The organism is Micromonospora sp. RB23, assembly GCF_053585025.1.
Map to the genome: position 1 here is coordinate 5,920,103 of NZ_CM132111.1, position 16,672 is coordinate 5,936,774.

Below are 16,672 nucleotides of genomic sequence, written 5' to 3' on the forward strand. Positions count from 1 at the left end.
CCGATCCCCTCGTAGGCCGCTCGGAAGGATGACCAATGGCGTACGCCCAGACCGGTGACCCCTCCGAGTTCACCGGCCTGACCGGGTGGGTGGCGTCCGTCATCGAGGCGATGGGTCCGGTCGGCGTGGCCCTGCTGGTCGCGTTGGAGAGCATCGTCCCGCCGATCCCCAGCGAGATCGTGCTGGCGATGGCGGGTTTCCTGGCCCACGAGGGCCAGTTCAACGTCGTCGTCGTCATGCTGGCCGCGACGGTCGGCTCGCTGGTCGGCGCGCTGGTGCTCTACTGGCTCGGCGCGGCGCTCGGCGAGGAACGGCTCAAGCGCTGGCTGGACCGCATTCCACTGGTGGACCGCGACGACCTGGAGAAGGCCGACCGCTGGTTCGAACGACACGGCCGCTGGGCGGTGCTGATCGGCCGGGTGGTGCCGGTGGTCCGCAGTCTGGTCTCCGTTCCGGCCGGGGCCAACCGGATGCCGCTGGGCGAGTTCGTCCTGCTCACCACGATCGGCAGCGGCGTGTGGAACGCGCTCATCGTCGGGTCCGGTTACGCGCTGGGCAGCCGGTGGCAGAACGTCGAGCGGTACAGCGACTGGTTCAACTACGCCATCGGCGCGGTCTTCGTCGTCATGGTGATCAGCTGGGTGGTCCGCAAGATCCGCCGCCGCCGGCAACGCGACGACCGGCGGTCGGTGACCGCCGGTCGCTGATCCGCGTCCTTCCGCAATCAGGGCGCCGGATGCGCGGCGGCGGGTGTCGGCGCTGCCTGCGGGCGGCGCAGCACCACCTGTTCCAGCGCCGACCACGCCGTCGTCGTCACCAGGTAGATCACGGCGGCGAGCGGCAGCACCAGCGCCACCAGCACGGTCGTGAACGGCAGCAGGGGCAGCAGCCGACCGAGCGTGGCCGCGCCCGGCCCCTCGACGGGCGTACCGGCCACCGTGCCGACCGCCGCCGACGCACGTCGCGCCCTCCGCGACGACCACCAGGCCAGCGCCAGCAGCGCCAGCAGCAGGCCGGCGAAGAGCGGTCCGGCCGCGCCGGCCAACCCGTCGCCGAGGTGGTGACCCAGCGGTACGCCGGCCAGCCGTTCGTCGAGCAGTCCCGTACCGCCCTCGTCGGTGGCGAACAGTCGGTACAGGACCAGCAGGAACGGCGCCTGGATCAGCAGCGGCAGGCAGCCGGCGACCGGGTTCGCGCCGGCCGAGCGGTACAGGGCGAACACCTCGCGTTGGAGGGTCGCCGGGTCATCGGCGTACCGCTGCTGTAGCTCGCGGACCTGTGGGGCGAGCGCCGCGCGGCGCCGCTCCCCGCGGACCTGCGCGACGGTCAACGGTGTGATCAGCAGCCGGACGGCGACGGTGAGCAGCACGATGGCGGCGACGGTCGCCGCGCCACCGGCCAGCGGTTCGAGCAGATCGGTGAGCCAGGACAAGGCGCCGCCGGCGACGCCGATGACGGTGTGCAGTGGTGTGAAGGCGAGCATGGGAAACCCCTCGGTCCGATTCCGGTGGGTCCTTGCGCCGTCGCGGACGGCACGTAGGACCGATGACGGTGGGATCGACCGCGCGGCGACGTGTCGCTACGCGGCGAGGGGGCGTCCGGGTGCGCGGGGGCGGGGTCGGCCGGCGGCGTCCGGATCGATCTGGCGGGGAATGCGGCGGCTCCGGGCGCGGGCGCGCAGCCCGGCCCAGCGGCGCGCGACACCGGGTGCGCGTGACGGGCCGAGCGGACGCGCGGCGAGCAGAACGGCGACGAGGACCAGTGCGGTCAGCGCGGCCCCGGCCAGCACGTCGGCCGGACGGTCGGCGAGCATGCCGAGCTGGGCGAACGCGGACATCCACGTGGCCCAGAGGAATCCCAGCAGCACCGGCACGGGCCCAGCATAGGACCCGGTGTCATGTCGCCAGGCGGATCGCCGACGGCCGGGGGCCCGACACGCGGGGACGGCGTGCCGTCACCACGTTTCCGGGCGTTACCACCGTGGGTAACCAAGCGTCCGACCGACGCGGACGGATCGCGAGCGGCAGAAACGGACGGTGGTGCGCGATGACGGGGCAGGTGGCGGAGGCGCCCGGCGGGACGACCGCGGGGACCGATGTGCTCACCGTGGGCGTCGAGGAGGAGTTCCTGCTCGTCGACCCACACACCGGCGCTGCGGTGCCCGCCGTCGACCTCGTGCTGGAACAGGTTCCGGCCGAGTTGCGCGGTCAGGTGGAGCGCGAGTTCCAGACCAGCCAGATCGAGATCGGCTCGCCACCCGGCCTGGAGCTGTCCTCCATCCGGCACTCCCTCGGCGTACTCCGCAAGGCCCTCGCCGACGCGGCCGAGCGGGCCGGCGTTCGGCTGCTGGCCATCGGCACCGGCCCGGTGGACGGCCCGGTGCCGCCGGTCGTGGACAAGCCCCGCTTCGACCGGATGATCGAACGGTTCCGGCTGCTCGTGCCCGGCCCCGGCAACAACGGCATGCACGTGCACGTGGGCGTCCCCGATCCGGAGACCGGCGTGCAGGTGCTCAACCACGTCCGGCCGTGGCTGCCGACACTGCACGCCGTCACCACCAACTCGCCCTTCGCGCGTGGCGAGGACACCGGCTACGCGAGTTGGCGGTCGGTGGAGTGGGAGCGCTGGCCGTCGGTCGCGCCGACGCCGTTCCTGGAGTCGCACGAGCACTACCAGCGGCTCATCCGTCAGTTGATCTCCAGCGGGGTGATGCTCGACGAGGGGATGCTCTACTGGTACGCCCGGCTGTCGGCGAAGTACCCGACGGTGGAGCTGCGGATCGGCGACGTCTGCCCGACGGTCGACGACGCGGTGCTGGTCGCCGCGCTGGTCCGGGCGCTGGTGGCCAGCGCGATGGACGACGTCGAGGCCGGCCGCCCGCCGCTACGGACCGACCACCATCTGCTGGTCGGCGCGCACTGGCGGGCCGCCCACGACGGCCTGGAGGGCGACGGCGTCGACGTCACCACCGGCGAGTTGCGTCCCGCGTGGGAGTTGCTGGACCGGTTCGTGGAACGGCTGCGGCCGGCGCTGGAGCGGCACGGCGACTGGGCGGAGGTGTCCGACCTGCTGGGTGGGCTGCGCCGCCACGGCACCGGCGCGGCCCGGCAGCGCGCCGTGTACGCCCGTACCGGACGGCTCGTCGACGTCGTGCAGGACGTGGCGCGACAGACCCGCGGCTGAGCACCGCGTGACAGGATGATCCTGTGGCGCAACGACTGATCGTCATCGGCGGGGACGCCGCCGGCATGTCTGCGGCGTCCCAGGCTCGCCGCCGCCGCGACCGGGACGACCTGGAGATCGTGGTCTTCGAGCGGGGCCACTTCACCTCCTACTCGGCCTGCGGCATCCCGTACTGGATCTCGGGGCTCGTGCCCGGCCCGGAGCATCTGATCGCCCGCGCGCCGGAGACGTTCCGCACGAAGTTCGACATCGACGTACGGATGCGCCACGAGGTGACGGCCATCGACCTCGAACGCCGCGAGGTGATCGCCCGGGACCTGGACAACGGCGGCGAGGTCTCCGAACGCTTCGACGAGCTGATGTACGCGACCGGCGCGACACCGACCAAGCCCCCGTGGGCGCAGGTGGACGTGGCCGGCGTGTTCGGCATGCAGACCCTCGACGACGGCGCGGCGCTGCGCGACTGGCTGGACGCCGACCCGCAGCCACGCCGGGCGGTGGTGGTGGGCGGCGGCTACATCGGCGTCGAGATGGCCGAGGCGATGATCCAGCGGGGCCTGTCCGTCACGCTCGTCGAGCAGGCCGCGCAACCCATGTCGACGGTGGACGAGGACATGGCCGAACTCGTCGCCGAGGCCATGCGCGGCCTCGGCATCACCATCCGCAGCGGCATGGCGGTGACCGGCCTCGAGCAGCGGGACGGCCGGGTGTCCGCCGTGGTCACCGCCGAGGGGCCGATACCGACCGACGTCGTGGTCCTGGGTCTGGGCGTACGCCCCAACGTCGGGCTCGCGGAGGCCGCCGGGCTGCCGCTCGGGCCGACCGGCGCGATCCGGGTGGACCGGCGGATGCGGATCCCCGGCTTCCCGGGGGTCTGGGCGGCCGGTGACTGCGTGGAGACGCTACACCGGGTCAGCGGTATGCCGGTGTACATCCCGCTGGGCACCCACGCCAACAAGCAGGGTCGGGTGGCCGGCGTCAACATCGGCGGCGGGTACGCCACCTTCACCGGTGTGATCGGCACGGCCGTGACGAAGGTCTGCGAGCTGGAGGTCGGTCGGACGGGTCTGCGGGAGCGGGACGCCTCGGCGGCCGGCTTCGACTTCGTCTCGGTGATCGCCGAGTCGACCAACCGGGCCGGCTACTACCCCGGCGCCCGGCCGATGACCGTCAAGCTGATCGCCGAGCGTCCCAGCGGCCGTCTGCTCGGCGCGCAGATCGTCGGCTGGTCCGAGGCGGCCAAGCGGATCGACACTCTGGCCGTCGCGTTGTGGAACGGCATGACGGTGGACGACATGACCGCACTGGACCTGGGCTACGCTCCGCCGTACGCGCCGGTCTGGGATCCGGTGCTGATCGCCGCCCGAAAGGCGGTCGACGCGCTCGCCGCGCTCGACCGCTGACCCGCGCCCGCCGTGGAGGTCCACCCCGTGACCCAGACCCCGACCAGGTCCGCCGCGCGCCGACGTCCGACCATGGTCGATGTCGCCCGGCACGCCGGAGTGAGCCTGAAGACGGTCTCCCGGGTGGTCAACGACGAGCCGGTGGGTCAGGAGCTGCTCGGCAGAGTGCTGGCCGCCATCACCGAGTTGGGTTTCCGGCGCAACGACATCGCGCGCAACCTGCGCTCGCGGCAGCTCAACGCCACCGTCGGGCTGTTGATCGAGGAGATCGCCAACCCGTTCTACGCGACCATCGCGAGCGTGGCCGCCGAGATCGCCGCCGCGCACGGCACGATGCTGATCACCGCCTCCTCCGAGGAGGACCCGGAGCGCGAACGCGCCGTCCTCCAGGACTTCACCCAGCGCCGCGTCGACGGGCTGCTGGTCGTACCGGCCGGCCCGGACCACTCGTTCCTGCGCCGCGAGGTCGAGCTGGGCATGCCGGTGGTCTTCCTCGACCGGCCACCGCAGGGTCTGCTCGCCGACACGGTGCTGCTGGACAACTCCGGCGGCGGGCGGTCCGGGGTCGAGGCCCTTCTCGACGAGGGGCACCGGAGGGTGGCTCTCCTGCTCGGCGCGCCGAGCGTGCCCACCATGCGCGAGCGGCTGGTCGGCGCGCGGGCGGCCCTCGCGGCGGCCGGCATCGAACCGGACGAGTCACTGGTATGCGACCGCCTGATCGCCCCCGAGGACGCCGGGCGGGCGGTCGGCGCGCTGCTCGACTCCCCGAACCCGCCCACCGCCTTCTTCTGCGGCAACAACCGGCTCACCGTGGGCGCGTTGCAGGAGTTGCACCGCCGGGGCAGCGACGCGGCGCTCGTCGGCTTCGACGACTTCGAACTGGCGCACCTGATGCCCCGGCCGCTGACCGTCGTCGCGTACGACACGCGGGAACTGGCCCGGGTGGCCACCGAGCGCCTCTTCGAGCGGATCGCCGGCGACGACTCCCCACCGTCAACGACAGTCCTCCCCACCCGCCTACTACACCGAGGCCTCCCCTAACCCCCAGCGCACGCCCGCGCCGCGCCCCAGCCCCAGCCCGCGCCGATCTTGCACTTCCTGACGCCGCTTTGCGCCGGTCCGCGCCTTATGTCGGCACAGAAAGTGCAAGATCGCGGGGGTCCTGGCGCGGCAGCCCCGGCGATCATGGAGTTGTGGTGCCTCGCGTATGCGGCAAAACACCATGGAGTGCCCACCACAAGTCCATGATCGACCCGAGCGGCGGGCGGGGGCCGGGTTAGTTCGGGGCTAGGAGGGCTTTCAGCTCGGCTTGGGTTGGGGGGTTGGCGCCTCGGCGGGCGCAGGTCAGGGCGGCCACTGTCGCCGACTGGCGGAGCACCGCCGTCCACTGCTGCTCGGTGACGGCGGCGAGCCGGTCGGCCGGCCGGTCGCCGAGCGCGTCGATGTCGGCCAGCGCGGCCAGCAGGCCCCCGGTGAACGAGTCACCTGCGCCGACGGTGTCGACCACCGTGGTGGGTACGGCAGGTTGCTCGTGCAGCACCCCGTTCGGGGCGAGCAGCCACGCGCCCTCACCGCCGCGGGTCACCACCGCGCAGGACACCCCCGCCTCGCGCCACTCGGCCATCACGTCGGCGATCGAGCGGTCCGGGTAGAGCCAGGCCAGGTCCTCGTCGCTGGCCTTGACCAGGTGCGCGAGGGGCACCTGTCGGCGTACCCGCTGCTGCTCGGCGGCCCGGTCCGTGACGATGCTCGGGCGCAGGTTGAGGTCGATCGAGAGGGTGACCGCGTCGCGGTCGCGTTCGCGGGCGAGCAGTCCCTCCAGCGCCTGCGCACCGGGGGCGAGCGCCAGGGCGAGTGACCCGGTGTGGAAGGCGATCGCCGACGAGCCGGCCAGATCGGGCAGCTCCTGCGGTGTCCACTGCCAGTCCGCCGCGCCGTCCAGCCGGAACTCGTAGCTGGCCTGACCGCTCTCGTTGAGGGTGGCGACCGCCACCGAGGTGGGTTCGGGGGCGCGGACGGCCCACCGGAGGTCCACCTGGTTGGCCGCGAGGTGCTCGGCGATCTGCTGGCCGTACTCGTCGGGGCCGAGCCGGGCCAGCAGCCGTACCGGCTGGTCGAGCCGGGCCAGGGTGACCGCCACGTTGGCCGGCGAGCCACCGGGTACCGCGCGCTGCCCCTCGGGGGTGACCACCAGGTCGATGAGGGCTTCTCCCGCCACCACGATCATGCGGTCACCGTGCCCGGGGCGAGCGGGCCGGGGCCACCGAGACCGTCGGCCGAACGGGACAGGAGTACCGCCTGGTATGCGTGGTAGACGTCGGGTCGACCGTGCCAGACCGTGTCGGCGGGCCGGTTCCGCTCGTCCAGCTCGTGCCGCCAGCCGCTGCCGTCGACGAGGTAGCGGCGCGCGTACGCCCAGAAGACCCGGTACCAGTCGGCGTAGACGGCATCCCCGGTGCGGCGGTGCAGGGTGACGGCCGCGCCGATGGCCTCGGCCAGCACCCAGTGCATCCGGGCGCGGACCACTGGCCGGTCGTCCCAGTCGATGGTGTAGACGAAGCCGTCCGCGCCGTCCACCGCCCAGCCGCGCCGCAGGGCGGCGGCGAACAGGGTACGGGCGTCGGCGAGCAGCCAGCCCGGCGGTTCGGGCAGGACGGCTTCCAGTTCGAGGAGCAGCCGTGCCCACTCCAGCCAGTGGCCCATGGTCGAGCCGTACGGCCGGAACGGGTCGGCGGGCTGGTCCCGGTTGTAGTCGAGCAGCGGCGTCCAGTCGGCGGTGAAGTGCTCGGGCAGCCGCCAGTCGTGCCGGGCGGCCTCGGTGTGCACGAGGTGGGTGGCGATCCGCAGCGCCCGGTCGGTCCAGCTCGTGTCGCCGGTGGCGGCGGCAGCGGCGAGGAACGCCTCGACCATGTGCATGCTGCTGTTCGCGCCCCGGTAGTCCTCGGTGACCGTCCAGTCCCGGTTCCACGACTCGCGGACCGCGCCCGCCTCGTCGTCCCAGAACCGGTCGAGGACCACGCTGAGCGCGTCGGCGAGCAGCCGGTCCGCGCCGGGTCGCCCGGCGCGGGCGGCGCTGGAAGCCGCGAGCAGGACGAACGCGTGGTCGTACCCGGCCTTGCGCTCGTCGATCGGCGTGCCCTGCTGGTCCACGGCGTTGAACCAGCCGCCGTACCGGTCGTCGCGCAGCAGCGTGTCGAGCGCGGCGACGCCGTGGTCGACGATGGCGGCGGCATCCGGGTCGCCGTTGCGGTGGGCGAGCGCTGCCACGTGGGTCATCCGGCAGGTGATCCAGGTGTAGACAGCTTCGCCCCGGTCCGGGGTGCGGTCGTCGGTCAACCACCAGAAGCCGCCCTCGGGTCGGACCGAGCGGCGGGCCGTGTCGAGCAGGGTGCGGGTCTGGTCGGCGAGGAAGCCGTCCTGGTCGGGCAGGTCGGCCGTCCCTGACGGGGCAGGGATCGGTTCGGCGTCGAAGCGGGGCGCGTCGGTCATCTCAGCTGGTCACCGTCGAGGAGCGAAGGGGCATACGGCAAGGATCGGCGGACGAACCGGGTCCGCGCCGGAAAACGGTCAACGGTACGGCATGCCGCCGCAGGCGCATGAGCGGAAAGCCACTGCTTTTCATCCCTTTTGCCCGTTGACAGCGTTGTCACTTCCCAACCCTGCTCCGGCGGCCGGTCGACTGTCAATTCCGCTCGCGTCACACCACCCTTGGGGATGTGGAGGACCCGTGGGTGGTCGTGGCGGACACGCCCGGCTGGATCGCCTGCGCTCCCGACCCACGCCTGAGTGAGCGGGCCAGCAGGTGGTGATCCGACCCCACCGCCCCGGTCAGTAGTGCTCGTCGATCGGCCGACGCGCCTCCTCGAACAGCGCCGGCCCCTCGTAGCGCACCGGAGGCAGCGGCGGGGTGGCCGGCTTGACCTCCTCGAACTGCTCGCTGGAGAGCGCGTACACCACCCGGCCGAGGCCGGAACGGTCGATCGCCGTCGCGCACATCGCGCAGGGCTGGCAGCTCGTGAACATGGTGGTGCCGGCGGCCACCTCGGCGGACAGCTCCCGGGCGGCCCAGCGGGCCAACTTCAGCTCCGGGTGGGCGGTGATGTCCGAATCCGAGACGACGGTGTTGTGGTCCTCGATGAGGACGACGCCGTCGGCGTCGACCAGCAACGAGCCGAACGGCCGTTCGCCGGAGGCACCGGCCTGGCTGGCGATCTCCACGGCGCGGCGGAGGAACTTCTCGTCATCGGGTGTCACGGGGCCTCCTGGGTCACGTCCTGCTGCGGAACGGTGCGAGCGTGGCACGGATCTGGTCGCCCGCGCCCCAATCGTCGTCGAACTGGGCCAGGACCGCGAGGTGCTGTCGCAATTGGACGATCGGCATCCGGGCCTGCCAGTCATCGTCGAGCGACATCAGCTCGGCGTAGACGTCGAAGAACCGCCGTGCCTCGGGCGGGGGCGACGTGGTCCAGAGATGAGCGAGGTCGACCTCGGCCCACAGGTAGGACACCGCCGGGTCGATCAACGCCGGCGTCCCGTCCGGCGTGGCCAGGATGTTCTGCGCCCACAGGTCGCCGTGCGTGAGGCACGCCGGCCGGACCGGCAGCAGCTCGGGCAGCCGCGAACAGAGCCGTTCCAGCGCAGCCCTGTCCTCCCGGTCGAGCGCGGCGTCGACACGGGGCTCGCCGAGCCACCGGAGCAGCCGGTGCTGCGCGAAGAAGACGAAGCCGTCGTCGTTCCAGGTGTTGACCTGTCGGCGACGTCCCAGCCAGTTGTCCCGCTGCCAACCGAAGCGCGGATGGGTCGTGCTCAGGTGCAGGTGGGCCAACAGGTGCGCGAACCGCTCCCAGAACGCCTCGCCGCTCGGCCTCGGCCGCAGCAGCGACAACACCAGCACGTCCCGATCCGCGAGGATCACCTCGGGCGTCTCCACACCGCCCAGGTCCCGCAGCGCGGCCAACCCGTCGGCCTCGGCGTCGAAGACGTCGTCGGCCGGCCTGTCGGCGAACGCCTTGACGAACACCGGTGGCGCGTTCCGGCGGGTGGCGATGCCCGCGAGCGCCGCGAGGCCACCCGCCGCGGGTTCGACGGCGACGACATCGCGCATCCCGGCGCGCAGCAGGCTTTCGCGTAAGAACGGCCCCGGTCGCATCACGACAGGCTTCCGGATGTCCAATCCGGTGTCCACCCGGTATGCCAGCCACCCGGAGCGCGGGCAGGATGGCGGGATGGAGCTGCCCGAAGGGCTTGGCTGGGTACGAGCGTCAGCGGTGGGCCGGGATTGGCTGGCCGCGCTGCCGACGCTGGCGGCGGAGTGTGCCGAGCGGTGGTCGCTGCGGCTCGGTCCGCCGTTCCGCTACGCGTACGCCTCGCTGGCGCTCCCCGCCGATCTGCCCGACGGCACGGCGGCGGTGCTCAAGATCCAGTTTCCGGACGAGGACAGTCGGTACGAGGCCCACGCGCTCGCCCACTGGGCCGGCGACGGCGCGATCCGACTGCTCGCCCACGACGTTGATCGACGCGCGCTGCTGGTGGAGCGCTGCCGACCCGGTACGCCCCTGCACGAGCTGCCGATGGACCGGGCGCTGGACGCGGCGGTCGACCTGCTCCCCCGGCTCTGGCGACCGGCCGGCGCGCCGTTCACCCCGCTCGCCGAGGAGGCCGCCGGCTGGCTCGACCGGATGCCGCGCAGTTGGGAGCGGGCCGGCCGGCCGTACGAGCGGCGGCTCCTCGACGCGGCGCGCGCCCTGCTGGTCGACCTGTCGGCGAGCCAGGGCGAGCAGGTGCTCGTCAACCAGGACCTGCACGCCGGCAACGTGCTCGCCGCCGAGCGCGCCCCCTGGCTGGCGATCGACCCCAAGCCGCTGCTCGGCGAGCGGGAGTTCTCGGTGGTGCCACTCGTACGCGGTCCGGAGCTGGGTCACTCGCCGGCCGCCGTCCGGCACCGGCTCGACCGGCTCAGCGCCGACCTCGGGCTGGACGTCGAACGGGTACGGGGTTGGACGATCGGCCACTGCCTGGCCTGGAGCATCGCCGACGAGGTCGTCTTCGCACACCAGGTCGAGGTGGTCCGCTGGCTGCTCGGGGGCGACTGACGCCGAGGGTCAGCCGGCCTGGCAGGTACGGCACCAGTAGAGGTTGCGGCCGACCAGCTCCCCGCGACTGACCTCGGTGCCGCAGACGTGGCAGGGCGCGCCGGCGCGGCGGTAGACGTACACCTCGCCGCCGTGACGGTCGACGCGCGCCGGCCGACCCATGGCCTCGGGCAGGTGGGCGTCGTGGACGGTGTCGATCCGACCGTGTTCCAGGGCGAGCCGCATCAACGCGACCAGGTCGGCCCAGAGGGCGTCCCAGCCGGCCCGGGTGAGCGCCCGGCCGGGCATCGTGGGGGGCAGCCCGGCCCGGAACAGCGCCTCGGTCACGAAGATCAGGCCGGTGCCGGCCACCACCGACTGGTCCAGCAGCAGCGCCGCGAGGGGCGTCGGGCTGCGGGAGATCCGGGCGTACGCCCGCTCGGGGTCGGCGTCGGCGCGCAGCGGATCCGGGCCGAGGCGGGCCCGCAGGGCGTCGACCTCGGGCGGGGTGAGCACTTCGCAGGCGGTCGGGCCGCGCAGGTCCAGCCAGTGCCGGTCGCTGGCGAGCCGCAGTCGCACCTGACCGACGGGCTCGGGTGGCGTACCGGAACCGTCGGTGAACTTGCCGTACAGCCCGAGGTGCACGTGCAGGGTCAACTCGTCGGCGAAGTGGTGCAACAGGTGCTTGCCGTACGCCTCGGTGCTGTCCAGGACGGTGCCGGAGAGCCGCGCGGCGCCCTCGGCGAAGCGGCCCTGCGGGCTGGCGGCGTGCAGCTTGTCACCGGCGAACAGCTCGGCGTGCCGGGCCGCCAGGCGGTGGATCGTGTGTCCCTCTGGCACGGGTGCCAAGGATAGCCAGCCGCGCCGTGAACGGCCTGGTCAGCCTTGGCGCTGCTCCTTCACGCCGTTGACGAACGTCGTCCAGGTGACCGGGGTGAAGGTGAGGGCCGGGCCGGTCGGGTCCTTGCTGTCGCGTACGCCCACCACGCCGGGGAGGTTGTCGGCCACCTCGACGCAGTTGCCGCCGCTCCCGCCGCTGCGGGTGCTCTTGCGCCAGCGGGCCCGGGCGAGGTCAGTCATGATGCTCCTCGATGATCGAAGTGATCGTTTTCTCTGATTCTGCCTCAGTGGACGCGAGCGTCTCCAGGTCCGACCAGACCTGTTCGAAGGCGGTCACCTCGGCCGGCTTGTCCAGGTAGAGCGCGCCCGTGATGTTCTCCAGGTAGACGGTGGTCGGCTCGGTCGACGCCCGCCCGAGGGCCTGCGGGAAGCCCAGCAGCACGAAGGTGCCGGTCTCGCTGGCCAGGGGTGGACCGGCGGCGAACGGCAGCACCCGCAGGCTCACGTTCGGCAGCGTGGCCACGGCGAGGAGGTGGCGCAACTGCCCCACCATCGCCCGCCGGTCGGGGATCGTGCGGCGCAGCACCGCTTCGGACAGGACGACCCGCAGGACGGGCGCGGTGGGCAGCCGGCGCACGAGGATGCTCTGCCGCTGCAATCTCAGCTCCACCAGCTTCTCCCGATCCTGTGCGCTCACGGTCGGGTTCTTGCGGCGGAACAACTCGCCGGCGTACTCGCGGGTTTGCAGGAGGCCGGGGATCAACTCGGAGTCGTATTGACGCAGAGTCGACGCGGACGATTCCAGGCCGACGTACAGCGAGAACCACGACGGGACGACATCGCCGTAGGAATGCCACCAACCCTTGGCGCGCGTCTCCTTCGCGAGCGCCGCCACAATGTCTCTCATTTCTTCCGGCACCCGGTAGAGAGCGCACATGGCGCGGGCGTCCACGACCCGCACCGGAACCAGCCCCTTCTCAATGCGCCACACCTTCTGCCGTGAGCAGTCCAGCGCCTGGGCAGCGGCGTCCAACGTCACCGCGGCGTCCTCGCGGAGCTGGGTGAGCAGCCGCCCGAGCTGCCGCCGAGGGACCGTGGACCCGCCTGTTGCATCCGTCATGCAACATCACCTCACCCTTCCTGCAACATTAATTGTTGCGCCTCGAACGCAATTGTCTTCCATTCCTCGTGCGTCGATACGAATCGAGGCTATGGGGGTGGGGCGCGTTGCACAAGGGGGCCAGCATGGAACACCCTGTCCCTTATTCGAGTCACCAAGAAATGGGGCGGCATTGGCCAAGGAGCAGCGCGTGTCGTACAACGAATATCTGTTGGTCACCGCGCTGACCCTCGCCCGCCGGCATCGGCCCGTGTGGAGTTGGGCGCGCTGGCGCAGGGTGTGCCGCTGCGGCGCGGACCTGCCCTGCCGGGCCCGCCACCGCATCCCGATCAACCGTGGGCACTGGCCGACGTGACCGAGCTGAAATCCGGCGACCTCCTGCTGATCGGCGCGGCCTGCTCGGTGCAGTTCTCCGGTGACCGCGCGCTGCGCCTGCGACTGGTGAGCGTGGACCCGCGACCGACGTACGACGGGTGGGTCTGGCTGACCGGCTACGTCCTGAGCGACAGGGGCCTGGCCGTCGACAAGCGGGAGGTGTACGTGCGACGCGCCGGACTGCGGGTGCTGCGCGCCACCGACAGGCCGATCCGCACCTGATCGGCGGGCCGTACCCGGAATCGGTGTCAGGAAACGCCCAGGTGGGTATTTCGGGGTCGTAGCGCGTGGGTGCCACCCCTGGACGTCGGCCACCACGCAGTCAACAGGAGGTGTGTAGTGGTCAGGATTCCTTCGCTGTCCCGGCGGTCCGAGCAGACGCCGACGCGGGACGAGAACATTGCGAGCAGCGATACCCCGGTCGAGACGGGCCGGACCGGCGACGACGGCCGACCGGTCGTGACCGACCGGGACGCCGACCAGACGACGTACCGCAGCACCACGGCGACCGGCGACGCCACGGCGACCGACGGACGGACCGGGCGCACCGGTGAGGCCGAGCGGCGGGCCGCGGAGCGCGCGGCCGTCGCCCGCGCCGCCACCGCCCGGCCGGTGGAGACCGACACCGCCCGCACGACGGAGGGCGAGGCCCGGCCGCTCGCCGCCAAGACGGGCACCGCCGCCGTCCCGACCATCGAGCGCGACAAGGACCTCGACGGTACGACCCGACGGCCGGAGCGCGACACGGACCTGGACCGGACGACGACCTCGCGGCCTGACGCGACCGACCGTCCGCTGGACACCGCCCCCGCCGGCGACACCGAGCCGACGCCGGTCACGCGCGGTCCGAAGCCGCGGGCCAGCCTGCTCGCCACCCTCGGCCTGATCGTCTCCGTGGTCGGCGCGCTGTTCGTGCTGAGCGGCACCCTGGCCGGGTACGGCATCGGGCTCGGCGCGGTCGGCGCGGTGCTCTCGGTGCTCGGCCTGATGGCGACCCGCCGCCGGCACGTCGCGGGCAAGACCGACGCGCTGTTCGGCATCCTCATCGGGCTCGCGGCCGTGGTGATCGGTGTGCTGGCGATGACCGGTCAGTTCGTCTGGCCGACCACGGACGGCGACTGGGTGCAGCGCCTCCGCGAGTGGCTTGACTCACAGTTTGTGGATCGTTTCTAGCGGGCACTGTTCCGCTCGCCGGTGGTGCACCGGCGAAGAGCCGGCGGTTCGCCGGCAGCCCGACGGTGGTTCACCAGCAGGGCGACACCCTTTCAGGGGCGGCGATTCGCCGCCCCTGAAGTGTGTCCGGGGCCAGTTCAGGCCGGTTGATCAAGAGGTTCGCGTCACCAGCGGCCGTTCTGGTGACGCGAACCTCTTGATCACCGTTGTGGGGTGAGCTGGGCCATAGGCGCAACGGATCGTTGGTCAGAGGTTGGTAGACGCAACGAATGTCTGCTCTGCGCAACTCTTGGTGGTGGATCCTGCCGCTGACGCCGCATAACGTTGAGCAACGGCGCCAGCCCGTGGGCCGTGGTGGCCGGGCGCGCCCGACCCCTGGGAGCAGGACAATGACGATGGACGCCACCAGCCAGCGCCTCCTGATGTGCCGGCCGACGTACTTCGCCGTCGACTACGCCATCAACCCCTGGATGGACCCGAGCGCGCCGGTCGACGCCGCGCTGGCCGTCCGCCAGTGGGAGCAGCTTCGCCAGACGTACCTTGACCTGGGCCACACCGTCGAGGAGATCACTCCGGTACCCGGCCTGCCCGACATGGTCTTCGCCGCCAACGGTGGCACCGTGATCGACGGCAAGGCGATGGCCGTGCAGTTCCGCGACCCGCAGCGCGCCGACGAGGCGCCGGCCTACCGGGCCTGGTTCGAGGCCGCCGGCTTCGAGATGTACGACCCGAAGCACGTCAACGAGGGTGAGGGCGACGTCCTGCTGGCCGGCGACCACCTGCTGGCCGGCACCGGCTTCCGCACCGCCCACGCCGCGCACGCACAGTTGCAGGAGGTCTTCGGCTACCCGGTGATCACCATGCAGCTCGTCGACCCGCGCTTCTACCACCTGGACACGGCGCTGACCGTCCTCGACGAGCGGACCGTGGCGTACCTGCCGGAAGCCTTCTCCCCCGGCAGCCAGGCCGTGCTGCGCCGGCTCTTCCCCGACGCCGTGCACGCCACCATGGCCGACGCCGAGGTGCTGGGCCTGAACGCGGTCAGCGACGGCCGGCACGTGGTGCTGCCCGCGCAGGCCACCGACCTGGCCGCCAAGCTGCGCGACCGGGGTTACGAGACCATCGGCGTCGACCTGTCCGAACTCCGTAAGGCCGGCGGCGGACCGAAGTGCTGCACGCTGCGACTCCGTCAGGGAAAGGCAAGCAAGTGATCGTGGACGACAAGCTGCGTACGCCGGGAGCGGTCCGGGACGCCGAGCGCTGGACGGCGCACAACTACCACCCGCTGCCGGTCGTGATCTCGTCGGCCGAGGGCGCGTGGCTCACCGACGTGGACGGCAAGCGCTACCTGGACTGCCTCGCCGGCTACTCGGCGCTCAACTTCGGGCACCGGCACCCGCAGCTCATCGCCGCCGCGCACGCCCAGCTCGACCGGCTGACGCTGACCAGCCGCGCGTTCATCCACGACCAGTTCGCCGACTTCTGCCGGGAGCTGGCCGAGCTGTGCGGCAAGGACCTCGTGCTGCCGATGAACACCGGCGCCGAGGCGGTCGAGACCGGGATCAAGGTGGCCCGCAAGTGGGGCTACCAGGTCAAGGGCGTACCGGCCGGTCAGGCCAACATCATCGTGGCCGACGGCAACTTCCACGGGCGGACGACCACCATCGTCAGCTTCTCCACCGACGAGGACGCCCGAGCCGACTTCGGGCCGTACACCCCGGGGTTCACGGTCGTGCCGTACGGCGACCTGGACGCCCTCGCCGCCGCGATCGACGAGAACACCGTCGCCGTGCTGCTGGAGCCGATCCAGGGCGAGCAGGGCGTGGTGGTGCCGCCGGAGGGTTACCTGCCCGGCGTACGCCAGGTCTGCACCGAGCGGAACGTGCTGTTCATCGCCGACGAGATCCAGTCGGGTCTGGGGCGTACCGGGCGCACCTTCGCCTGCGAGCACGAGGGCGTCGTGCCGGACATGTACCTGCTGGGCAAGGCGCTCGGCGGCGGCATCGTGCCGGTCTCCGCGGTGGCCGCGAACACCGACGTGCTGGGCGTGCTCAAGCCCGGTCAGCACGGCTCCACCTTCGGCGGCAACCCGCTGGCCTGCGCGGTGGCCACCGAGGTCGTACGGCTGCTGGCGACGGGCGAGTTCCAGCGCCGCTCGGCCGAGCTGGGCGAGCGGCTGCGGGCCGGCCTGGAAGGGCTGGTGGGCAAGGGCCTCGTCGGCGTACGTGTCCGGGGCCTCTGGGCCGGTCTGGACATCGACCCGGCGCTGATGAGCGGCCGTGAGGCGTGCGAGCGCCTGATGGAGCGCGGCATCCTCGCCAAGGACACCCACGGCTCCACCATCCGCCTGGCCCCACCCCTGGTGATCACCGAAGCCGAGATCGACCAGGCGCTGACGGCGCTAACCGAGATCCTGGCCGCGTAACACCGCCGCCGACCCCGCCGCCGGGCCCCGCGGACCCCGCGTTGATCATGAAGTTAGCGCCAGCCGCCTCGGCGTGTCGTGA

Annotated in this window: 19 protein-coding genes; 10 read left to right on the forward strand and 9 right to left on the reverse strand. The window is 72.1% G+C overall.

Annotated elements, in window-relative coordinates; genetic code table 11:
- The first annotated feature begins 35 nt into the window (after positions 1–35).
- Positions 36–707 (forward strand): DedA family protein, encoded by a 672-nt coding sequence (locus ACTFTM_RS26895; RefSeq protein WP_449563191.1) that lies wholly within the window; start codon positions 36–38, stop codon positions 705–707.
- A 17-nt stretch (positions 708–724) separates the two neighbouring features.
- On the opposite strand, the gene ACTFTM_RS26900 is transcribed toward ACTFTM_RS26895, so the two are convergent.
- The gene (locus ACTFTM_RS26900) at positions 725–1,483 is read right to left on the reverse strand and encodes a YidC/Oxa1 family membrane protein insertase (protein WP_449563192.1); all 759 of its coding nucleotides are present in this window, start codon (positions 1,481–1,483) and stop codon (positions 725–727) included.
- Between the two features lie 96 nt (positions 1,484–1,579).
- Positions 1,580–1,873 carry a DUF6412 domain-containing protein gene (locus ACTFTM_RS26905; RefSeq protein WP_449563193.1) on the reverse strand — a complete coding sequence of 98 codons (294 nt, stop codon included), beginning with the start codon at positions 1,871–1,873 and terminating at the stop codon, positions 1,580–1,582.
- 173 nt (positions 1,874–2,046) lie between these two features.
- Between ACTFTM_RS26905 and ACTFTM_RS26910 the strand changes: the two genes are divergently transcribed.
- The 3 genes from ACTFTM_RS26910 to ACTFTM_RS26920 all read left to right on the forward strand — a co-directional run bounded on the left by ACTFTM_RS26910 (position 2,047) and on the right by ACTFTM_RS26920 (position 5,627).
- Positions 2,047–3,183, forward strand: coding sequence for a carboxylate-amine ligase (locus ACTFTM_RS26910; protein ID WP_449563194.1), 1,137 nt, complete (start codon positions 2,047–2,049; stop codon positions 3,181–3,183).
- A 23-nt stretch (positions 3,184–3,206) separates the two neighbouring features.
- Positions 3,207–4,586, forward strand: coding sequence for an FAD-dependent oxidoreductase (locus ACTFTM_RS26915; RefSeq protein ID WP_449563195.1), 1,380 nt, complete (start codon positions 3,207–3,209; stop codon positions 4,584–4,586).
- 72 nt (positions 4,587–4,658) lie between these two features.
- Positions 4,659–5,627: a LacI family DNA-binding transcriptional regulator gene (locus ACTFTM_RS26920; protein WP_449566740.1), complete on the forward strand. Its 969-nt coding sequence runs from the start codon at positions 4,659–4,661 to the stop codon at positions 5,625–5,627.
- Positions 5,628–5,862: 235 nt separating this feature from the next.
- On the opposite strand, the gene ACTFTM_RS26925 is transcribed toward ACTFTM_RS26920, so the two are convergent.
- The 4 genes from ACTFTM_RS26925 to ACTFTM_RS26940 form a co-directional block, all read right to left on the reverse strand.
- Positions 5,863–6,813 (reverse strand): carbohydrate kinase family protein, encoded by a 951-nt coding sequence (locus tag ACTFTM_RS26925; RefSeq protein ID WP_449563196.1) that lies wholly within the window; start codon positions 6,811–6,813, stop codon positions 5,863–5,865.
- Positions 6,810–8,075, reverse strand: coding sequence for an AGE family epimerase/isomerase (locus tag ACTFTM_RS26930; protein ID WP_449563197.1), 1,266 nt, complete (start codon positions 8,073–8,075; stop codon positions 6,810–6,812). Before ACTFTM_RS26930 ends, ACTFTM_RS26925 begins: the two co-directional genes overlap by 4 nt.
- A 339-nt stretch (positions 8,076–8,414) precedes the next feature.
- A complete protein-coding gene (locus tag ACTFTM_RS26935) occupies positions 8,415–8,840 on the reverse strand; it encodes a nucleoside deaminase (protein WP_449563198.1) in 426 nt (141 codons plus the stop codon).
- A 13-nt stretch (positions 8,841–8,853) separates the two neighbouring features.
- Positions 8,854–9,690 carry a fructosamine kinase family protein gene (locus tag ACTFTM_RS26940; protein WP_449563199.1) on the reverse strand — a complete coding sequence of 279 codons (837 nt, stop codon included), beginning with the start codon at positions 9,688–9,690 and terminating at the stop codon, positions 8,854–8,856.
- A 121-nt stretch (positions 9,691–9,811) separates the two neighbouring features.
- Here ACTFTM_RS26940 and ACTFTM_RS26945 point away from each other — a divergent pair, with 121 nt between their 5' ends.
- Complete coding sequence (locus tag ACTFTM_RS26945) at positions 9,812–10,678, forward strand: aminoglycoside phosphotransferase family protein (protein ID WP_449563200.1); 867 nt, start codon at positions 9,812–9,814, stop codon at positions 10,676–10,678.
- Between the two features lie 9 nt (positions 10,679–10,687).
- Here ACTFTM_RS26945 and ACTFTM_RS26950 read toward each other — a convergent pair whose 3' ends face one another.
- Genes ACTFTM_RS26950 through ACTFTM_RS26960 form a run of 3 tightly spaced genes read right to left on the reverse strand, consistent with a single transcriptional unit; the run spans position 10,688 to position 12,617 of the window.
- On the reverse strand, positions 10,688–11,497 hold the full coding sequence (locus ACTFTM_RS26950) for an Fpg/Nei family DNA glycosylase (RefSeq protein WP_449563201.1): 810 nt from the start codon (positions 11,495–11,497) through the stop codon (positions 10,688–10,690).
- A gap of 39 nt (positions 11,498–11,536) precedes the next feature.
- The gene (locus ACTFTM_RS26955; RefSeq protein WP_449563202.1) at positions 11,537–11,737 is read right to left on the reverse strand and encodes a DUF397 domain-containing protein; all 201 of its coding nucleotides are present in this window, start codon (positions 11,735–11,737) and stop codon (positions 11,537–11,539) included.
- Complete coding sequence (locus ACTFTM_RS26960; RefSeq protein ID WP_449563203.1) at positions 11,730–12,617, reverse strand: helix-turn-helix domain-containing protein; 888 nt, start codon at positions 12,615–12,617, stop codon at positions 11,730–11,732. Before ACTFTM_RS26960 ends, ACTFTM_RS26955 begins: the two co-directional genes overlap by 8 nt.
- 190 nt (positions 12,618–12,807) lie before the next feature.
- Here ACTFTM_RS26960 and ACTFTM_RS26965 point away from each other — a divergent pair, with 190 nt between their 5' ends.
- The 5 genes from ACTFTM_RS26965 (at position 12,808) to rocD (ending at position 16,590) form a co-directional block, all read left to right on the forward strand.
- Complete coding sequence (locus ACTFTM_RS26965) at positions 12,808–12,972, forward strand: hypothetical protein (RefSeq protein WP_355052812.1); 165 nt, start codon at positions 12,808–12,810, stop codon at positions 12,970–12,972.
- A complete protein-coding gene (locus tag ACTFTM_RS26970; RefSeq protein ID WP_449563204.1) occupies positions 12,969–13,214 on the forward strand; it encodes a hypothetical protein in 246 nt (81 codons plus the stop codon). Before ACTFTM_RS26965 ends, ACTFTM_RS26970 begins: the two co-directional genes overlap by 4 nt.
- A 117-nt stretch (positions 13,215–13,331) precedes the next feature.
- Positions 13,332–14,165 carry a thrombospondin gene (locus ACTFTM_RS26975; protein WP_449563205.1) on the forward strand — a complete coding sequence of 278 codons (834 nt, stop codon included), beginning with the start codon at positions 13,332–13,334 and terminating at the stop codon, positions 14,163–14,165.
- A 395-nt stretch (positions 14,166–14,560) separates the two neighbouring features.
- A complete protein-coding gene (gene ddaH / locus ACTFTM_RS26980; protein WP_181518433.1) occupies positions 14,561–15,376 on the forward strand; it encodes a dimethylargininase in 816 nt (271 codons plus the stop codon).
- On the forward strand, positions 15,376–16,590 hold the full coding sequence (gene rocD / locus ACTFTM_RS26985; protein ID WP_449566741.1) for an ornithine--oxo-acid transaminase: 1,215 nt from the start codon (positions 15,376–15,378) through the stop codon (positions 16,588–16,590). Before ddaH ends, rocD begins: the two co-directional genes overlap by 1 nt.
- The last annotated feature ends 82 nt before the right edge of the window (positions 16,591–16,672 follow it).

Bases quoted from the DNA above. Each gene is read 5' to 3' on its own strand.
- ACTFTM_RS26925 (WP_449563196.1), bottom strand. From the start codon at position 6,813: ATGATCGTGGTGGCGGGAGAAGCCCTCATCGACCTGGTGGTCACCCCC.
- ACTFTM_RS26960 (WP_449563203.1), bottom strand. From the start codon at position 12,617: ATGACGGATGCAACAGGCGGGTCCACGGTCCCTCGGCGGCAGCTCGGG.
- ACTFTM_RS26955 (WP_449563202.1), bottom strand. From the start codon at position 11,737: ATGACTGACCTCGCCCGGGCCCGCTGGCGCAAGAGCACCCGCAGCGGC.
- ddaH (WP_181518433.1), top strand. From the start codon at position 14,561: ATGGACGCCACCAGCCAGCGCCTCCTGATGTGCCGGCCGACGTACTTC.
- ACTFTM_RS26945 (WP_449563200.1), top strand. From the start codon at position 9,812: ATGGAGCTGCCCGAAGGGCTTGGCTGGGTACGAGCGTCAGCGGTGGGC.
- ACTFTM_RS26910 (WP_449563194.1), top strand. From the start codon at position 2,047: ATGACGGGGCAGGTGGCGGAGGCGCCCGGCGGGACGACCGCGGGGACC.
- ACTFTM_RS26920 (WP_449566740.1), top strand. From the start codon at position 4,659: ATGGTCGATGTCGCCCGGCACGCCGGAGTGAGCCTGAAGACGGTCTCC.
- ACTFTM_RS26900 (WP_449563192.1), bottom strand. From the start codon at position 1,483: ATGCTCGCCTTCACACCACTGCACACCGTCATCGGCGTCGCCGGCGGC.
- ACTFTM_RS26940 (WP_449563199.1), bottom strand. From the start codon at position 9,690: ATGCGCGATGTCGTCGCCGTCGAACCCGCGGCGGGTGGCCTCGCGGCG.
- ACTFTM_RS26895 (WP_449563191.1), top strand. From the start codon at position 36: ATGGCGTACGCCCAGACCGGTGACCCCTCCGAGTTCACCGGCCTGACC.
- ACTFTM_RS26930 (WP_449563197.1), bottom strand. From the start codon at position 8,075: ATGACCGACGCGCCCCGCTTCGACGCCGAACCGATCCCTGCCCCGTCA.